3 protein-coding genes are annotated in these 6,538 nt (G+C 40.9%); all 3 read left to right on the forward strand.

Features of this window, described 5'->3' with window-relative positions; translation table 11 throughout:
• Positions 1 to 10 precede the first annotated feature (10 nt).
• The 3 genes from mltF to HRU23_19300 all read left to right on the forward strand — a co-directional run bounded on the left by mltF (position 11) and on the right by HRU23_19300 (position 6,227).
• A complete protein-coding gene (mltF, locus tag HRU23_19290; protein NRA56292.1) occupies positions 11 to 1,495 on the forward strand; it encodes a membrane-bound lytic murein transglycosylase MltF in 1,485 nt (494 codons plus the stop codon).
• A gap of 222 nt (positions 1,496 to 1,717) precedes the next feature.
• A complete protein-coding gene (locus HRU23_19295; GenBank protein NRA56293.1) occupies positions 1,718 to 4,855 on the forward strand; it encodes a PAS domain S-box protein in 3,138 nt (1,045 codons plus the stop codon).
• A 385-nt stretch (positions 4,856 to 5,240) separates the two neighbouring features.
• Positions 5,241 to 6,227: a transposase gene (locus tag HRU23_19300; GenBank protein NRA56294.1), complete on the forward strand. Its 987-nt coding sequence runs from the start codon at positions 5,241 to 5,243 to the stop codon at positions 6,225 to 6,227.
• Positions 6,228 to 6,538: the final 311 nt, after the last annotated feature.

The following is a 6,538-nucleotide window of genomic DNA, read 5'->3' on the forward strand; positions in this document are numbered from 1 at the left end:
ATAACCTATTATGACGATTAACAAGCAAGGAATTGTATTGTTGTATAGCATTCTCGGCCACCCTTGTTGGCGCCTGACAATACTTAGTTTAATATCCGTGCTGTTAGCCGGCTGTAACGAACCCATTGAGCGCTCTCATCTTGAACAAATAAAGCAACGTGACACCTTGATTATTGGTACCTTATACGGCCCTGCCAGTTACTTTAAATCTGACCTCACCTCGAGTGAACTCGAACAAAATTTAACCCAACGATTTGCTGCTCAACTTGGGGTTGAACTCGAAGTCGTGGCCAGTGCAGATTTGCCAAAATTATTTAAGATGTTAGATGATAATAAAATTGATATTCTTGCGACTGGATTATCGGTTACCGACGAGCGTCGCTCGGCCATGCGCTTTGGTCCGCCATATTATCAAATCACCCAACAGCTGGTGTATAAACAAGGTAAAAAGCGTCCCCGTGATCTGGGTCAATTAAGCGGTAACTTAACGGTGATCGCTGGCAGTAGTCACTTAGAAACCTTAAAGCAACTCAAACTAAAAAATCCTGACCTAACATGGCGCACCACAACACAGTTCAATCCTGACCAGTTGTTGGCGCAGTTAATTCAAGGGAAAATTGACTATACCATTGCCGACTCCACCGTGCTTGCACGTAATAGGCGTCTTTACCCAGATATTAGTTTAGCAATGACAGTTAGCGAACCACAATCGCTCGCTTGGGCTGTTAGCAAGCTCACCGATGATTCCTTATACGGTGAAATTATTGACTTTTTTGGTCAAATTCAAAGTGATGGCACCATGGTGCGGCTTGAAGAAAAATACTTTGGACATGTTCAAAGATTTGACTATGTTGATACTCGCGCGTTTATTCGTGCTATCTCCACTACCCTGCCTAAATATCAACTGTCTTTTGAACTAAACGCTGACACTATTCACTGGCTTAAACTCGCTGCGACCGCTTATCAAGAGTCTCATTGGGATCCCGCGGCCCGTTCTCCTACTGGGGTACGAGGACTGATGATGTTAACACGCGCGACTGCAAAACAAGTGGGTATAGCTAACCGTTTAGACCCAGAGCAAAGCATTCAAGGTGGCGCCCGCTATTTACAACAATTATTACATCGGATGCCCGATACACTAGAGCAAGATCAGAAATTTTGGTTCGCGTTGGCCGCCTATAATATCGGAATGGGTCACTTAATGGATGCTCGAACGTTAGCGCGGCGTTTAAATAAAAACCCTGATAGTTGGGCCAGTATTAAACATATTTTACCTTTACTCGAAAAAAGCAAATACCATAAAACAACCCGCCACGGTTTTGCCAGAGGCCGTGAAGCGGCTCATTATGTTGATAACATCAGGCGATATTACGAAACCCTAAAAGCCATGAACATAGCCTCCGTTATTAGCCCCGCAATATTAGCGCAAGCGGCCAAAGAAGACTCAATGGTAATGAAAAAGCAGGTCACTAGCGGCCCAATCCCACCGCTGTAATCAACTAATTTGTATTGAGTTTTAAACCCAACTAGTTGATCCGAAAAATAACTATTTTCATTTTTAACAAGAACAAGTTGCAACTGCAGTTAAAAATAAGTTAAGTTTTAGATAAAGCTAATTAAATTCAATACCATTGCACCTGCGATAAATTTAGATAGCCCTTGAATTAGCGTGGCGAATAATTGACGTAATCTGCAACAACAAAACATGGATGTTTTAATGAAAAAACTAATTGTATCTTCAGTTACTAGCAATACTAAATCGTTAGCTGTTGCGATAATGATGATAGTGTTGTCAATTGGCTTACTGGCGTTTGGCCAAATATTAATTAAACAAATTATAGAAAGCCAGACCAATATAGAGCAAATAAATGATCGCTCTCACCACCAACATAGCTTGTTAAATACATTAAATACTGGGCTTAACGAAACCGGAATAAAGTCGGCATTTAATGTTTTTCTTGAAAAGAAAGGCCGCAATGAAGCCGCTCACGTTGAACGTTTAATTGCTGATATCAAACTCAGTCTTGGCCACTACAAGGCCCTTGACCATATCAATGATACCGAAGCAGTAGCGCTGGTTAAATTAAACGCCATCATCGATAAAATTCAAAATAATTATTTATTAGCAACCAACTTAATTGACACCAAGAACTTGGTAAAATTACGAGACCTTAGCGCACTGATAAATCAAGAGGAAATAAATCATTCGCTGACCTCTTTACACCACGCCTATAAGCAAAACAATAACCTGATGGCTCAAATGAACGAAGATAAGATCAATCAAATTATTTCATTTATCACTTTTGGTAGCGGTTTTATTTTAATTATTGTTGCCGTTGGCATTTATGTTTTAAACCTTTTTATTCGCCATAATAATGAACTGGTAAAATTACAACACAACAACCAACAGCTCAGCAGTATTTTTCAAGATAGTCCATTGGCCACTATGTATTACGACAGTCGTGGTCAAATTCAACGAGTCAATGCCAAAGCGGCTATTTTGTTCGGCGGTGCAAGTGCGGATCTCGAGTCGATGAAAATAACTGAGTTGTTTTCTCAAGACGATCAGGTTGCGTTTATTGAATTTAATCAACAAGATTTTTCAGATCAATTTACTCAAACGGTTACCCCACATAAAAATCTTAATATTAGCAATTTACGGGGGGTCGAAATTCCGGTTGATATTTCGATTAATAATATCAGCCAGCACCAAGAAGAGTTTCGTGTTATCACCTTCCGCAACCGCATTGATCACAAACGTACCCTCAAATTAATGAACGAAAATCAGTTAATGCTTAACCAGGCGCAGCAAATCGCCAATATTGGTAGCTGGAACTGGGAATTAGCCACAGATACCCTGATATGGTCTGACCAAGCTTACCGAATATATGGTTATCAGCCTGGTGAGATTGAAATTAACAATGACACCTTAATGTCGCGGATCCCACCCGAAGAACGTGAGTTGGTAGGGAATGCAATCAACGAGTCGGTGATATTTAATAAAGAATATCATATCGTGCACAGTATCATCCGCGTCGATGGCAGTACCGCGGTCGTTGAAGAGCATGGCAAGGTGGTAAGGGATGAAAATGATAAGGCTGTAAGAATGATCGGCACGGTCCATGACATCACCCAATTAAAACAAACAGAGCAACAGTTAGGCTTGTCCGCTAATGTGTTTGAACATACCACTGAAGCCATTGTAGTTACCGATGCCAGCAATATCATTCTTAAAACCAATGCCGCGTTTGAACGCATTAGTGGTTTTAGTAAAAAGGAAGTCTGTAATATGGAGCTGGCTAAGGTATTACGAGCCAATTCATTTGATCAGTCATTTTACCAAGGCATTAAGGGACAACTCGAGACCAACGATAGTTGGCAGGGTGAGGTTTGGAACGTTCGAAAAAATGGCGAGGTCTATCCTACGTGGCAAAATATTAGTGCTATCAAAAACTCTGAAGGTGTAGTTATTCAATATCTCTATCTATTCACTGATGTTAGCCAAGATAAATTAACCGCCAAGAACATCAGAGAAATAGCCAAATTTGATCAATTAACCTTGCTACCGAATCGCTCAGTATTTATTGAGCGCTTACGACATACTGTCGATTATACCCAAGAGAATAAAGTAACCGCCGTATTTTCCATCTCATTAAATAGCCTATTAGCGCAAGACAATGCGTTAAGGGTTCAGGACCAAGATCGGTTAATATCTGCCACGGCAGATCTGATCTCTCATTTAATCCGTCAACAAGATAGCGTAATGAGAGCTGGGTTGAACGAGTTTAACGTCATTATTCGAGACCTAACGTCAGGTGAAGACGCTTACATTATTGCCGAAAAAATAATCCACGAATTATCGATGCCGTTGGATTTGAACAATAATAAAATCAATCCTGGCTGTAGTATTGGTATTGCGTTACATCCAGCTCATACCCGTAATTATTATGATTTAATTAAATATGCCGATGCAGCGATGACATCAGCAAAAAACAATCCGGGCCATGGCACTAAAGTGTTTAACCCACACATGTTGCTCGATTACACCGATAGTGATCATCAAGGCCACGAATTGCGTCGGGCGATTGAATCGCAAGAGTTAACCATTAATTTCGAGCCGCAACTCGATCTCAGTAATAATCGCATGACAGCCGCCACCGCAAAAATTCTTTGGACTCATCCAGAATTAGGCAGTATTAGTTACCATAGTTTTAAACATGTCGCCGAACAAGCAGGACTCAATGAAGCCCTGTTTAGTTGGTTACTCGAAGAAGCGTGTCAACAAGCGAGCCAATGGTCAACGACGACCCTTGGCGATGTAGCAATTGATGTAGAAATAAGCCCGATATTACTTGAGTCGCCAGGGCTGAGTAACAAAGTAGGCAATATTCTTACCACCTATCAATTAAAGCCCCAACGGTTGCGTCTAAATATGGCGCAACTACCGCTGGAAAATTGTTGTGACGTGGCCAATAGCGAAATAGAAAAAATACAACACTTAGGTGTCACCGTCAATTTCATAAAAACTGACAGCAGTGAGTTAGCCATCAGTGATATCAAACGCATTGGTTTTAACGCTATGACAGTAACCGGGGCTTTGACGCAGGCTAACTTACCTGTGGATGTAACAGAGCAACTAAAAAATACCACTGACATGATTAGTTCGTTAACCTTAAATGAGACTATGACTAATAACCCATTGATGACAGCATTAGCGAATATCACTGATATCGGCACTGCCACTTCAAGTCAATATTATCTATCAGGTCGCCATTTAACACAGGACGAACTACTCGAATTGTCTAATGCTGTTAATGCCCATAACGTGTTGAACAAGCACACAGCTAGCAGTTAAACAGTGGCCAAACAGTGGGACACACATAACTATATAATTAAATCCCGAATTCAACATGCAAGTGCACCACAAGCAGTAAGATATTCTAAATGAAAGCATTCTGAAGTATTTGCTAATGTAGTAAGTGCGACCAAACTCATTAGCGAGGGACTTCAGAATGCCTTATGATCATCTTAACAGTTTTGAGAGGAAAGCCATCTATTATCGCTTTAACAGTGGCGAACAAACTTTAAAGTTAAAGGGACACACATAACTATATAATGGAAAGTTAAAGGGACACACATAACTATATAATTGATTTAAAGGATATCTAGCTATATTAGGGGCCTTTTCATTGTCATGGCCTATACTCTCTAGTGCTGCATTCGACTAGTTGAGGTGAGCCATGACCCGCGCAAGACATTCTCAAATTGATTTAACCGCCACCAGTTTTTATCACGTTATCAACCGTTGTGTACGCCGCAGTTATTTATGTGGCGATGATAAGGTTAGCGGTAAAAACTTTGACCATCGCAGGCAATGGCTAGTCGAGCGCTTTAGCAAATTATCTGATATTTTTTCAATCAATATTACCGCTTATGCTGTGATGAGTAACCACTATCATCTGGTACTTCAGGTCGATAAGGTAGCAGCTGACACATGGACAATGGATGAGGTAATAGAACGTTGGTACCGTTTGTTTAATGGCCATTTGTTAGTTGACCGTTATTTAACTGAGGAAACAATTAGTCCAAGTCACTTGGAGGCCGTCGAAAAGTTAGTAGCGCTTTGGCGAGCAAGGCTTTACGACATATCTTGGTACATGAAATGTCTCAATGAACATATTGCGCGACAAGCCAATAAAGAAGATAAGTGCACTGGCCGTTTTTGGGAGGGCCGCTTTAAATCACAAGCACTACTTGATGATATCGCATTGCTTAGCTGCATGGCTTATGTTGATTTAAACCCTATTCGAGCAGGCACCGCCCCCAACTTATCTGAAAGTCATTTCACCTCGATTCAAAAGCGTATTGCCCAATATAAATCCCACCAAAAACAGAAAACCAAGCATAATAGTGGTATTTCTGTAGCCGAGCAACCAAAAAGCTTACTGCCGTTTGCTGGCACTGATCATACAAAAGCCATTCCATTTAGTTATCGCGATTACTTTGAATTGGTTGATTGGAGTGGCCGCCATGTTGACCCTAACAAATCGAGCTATATAGACTCAGAGGAGCCTAAAATACTAACAAGCCTAGGTATTGATGAAGATGACTGGCTAACGGCCGTTAAACACTTTAGACGTCAATATGGTAGCTTCGCAGGTACCACCGAACATTTGCGCGACTTTGCCCATCACCACGGTAGAAGCTGGTGTAAGCACCCGAGCTAACCAATCGAGTATCGGTCCATTACAACGATTAAATCAACAAGATGAGATAACCTCAGGCACCTGTATGTCAAAATTCAAAAAAACTCCAATCAATGAACTCAAGCCGCGAAACTTAGAGATAAATTCGTTAAGCCGTATTGCTTCGGGGCTATTTGGGACAGATTAGTAGCCTCGCGAAATTATTTATATCAACGATTTAGTTGTGCCTGTCCCTTATTATTTGTCCCTTGTTATTGTTGTGGTCAACTAAATTTGGCCACAGTTTAAGAGGCTTTCTTAAATAATCTTTCAGCCTCGTTTGGACTAATTCC

The organism is Gammaproteobacteria bacterium (assembly GCA_013214945.1).
Lineage (GTDB): Bacteria > Pseudomonadota > Gammaproteobacteria > Enterobacterales > Psychrobiaceae > Psychrobium.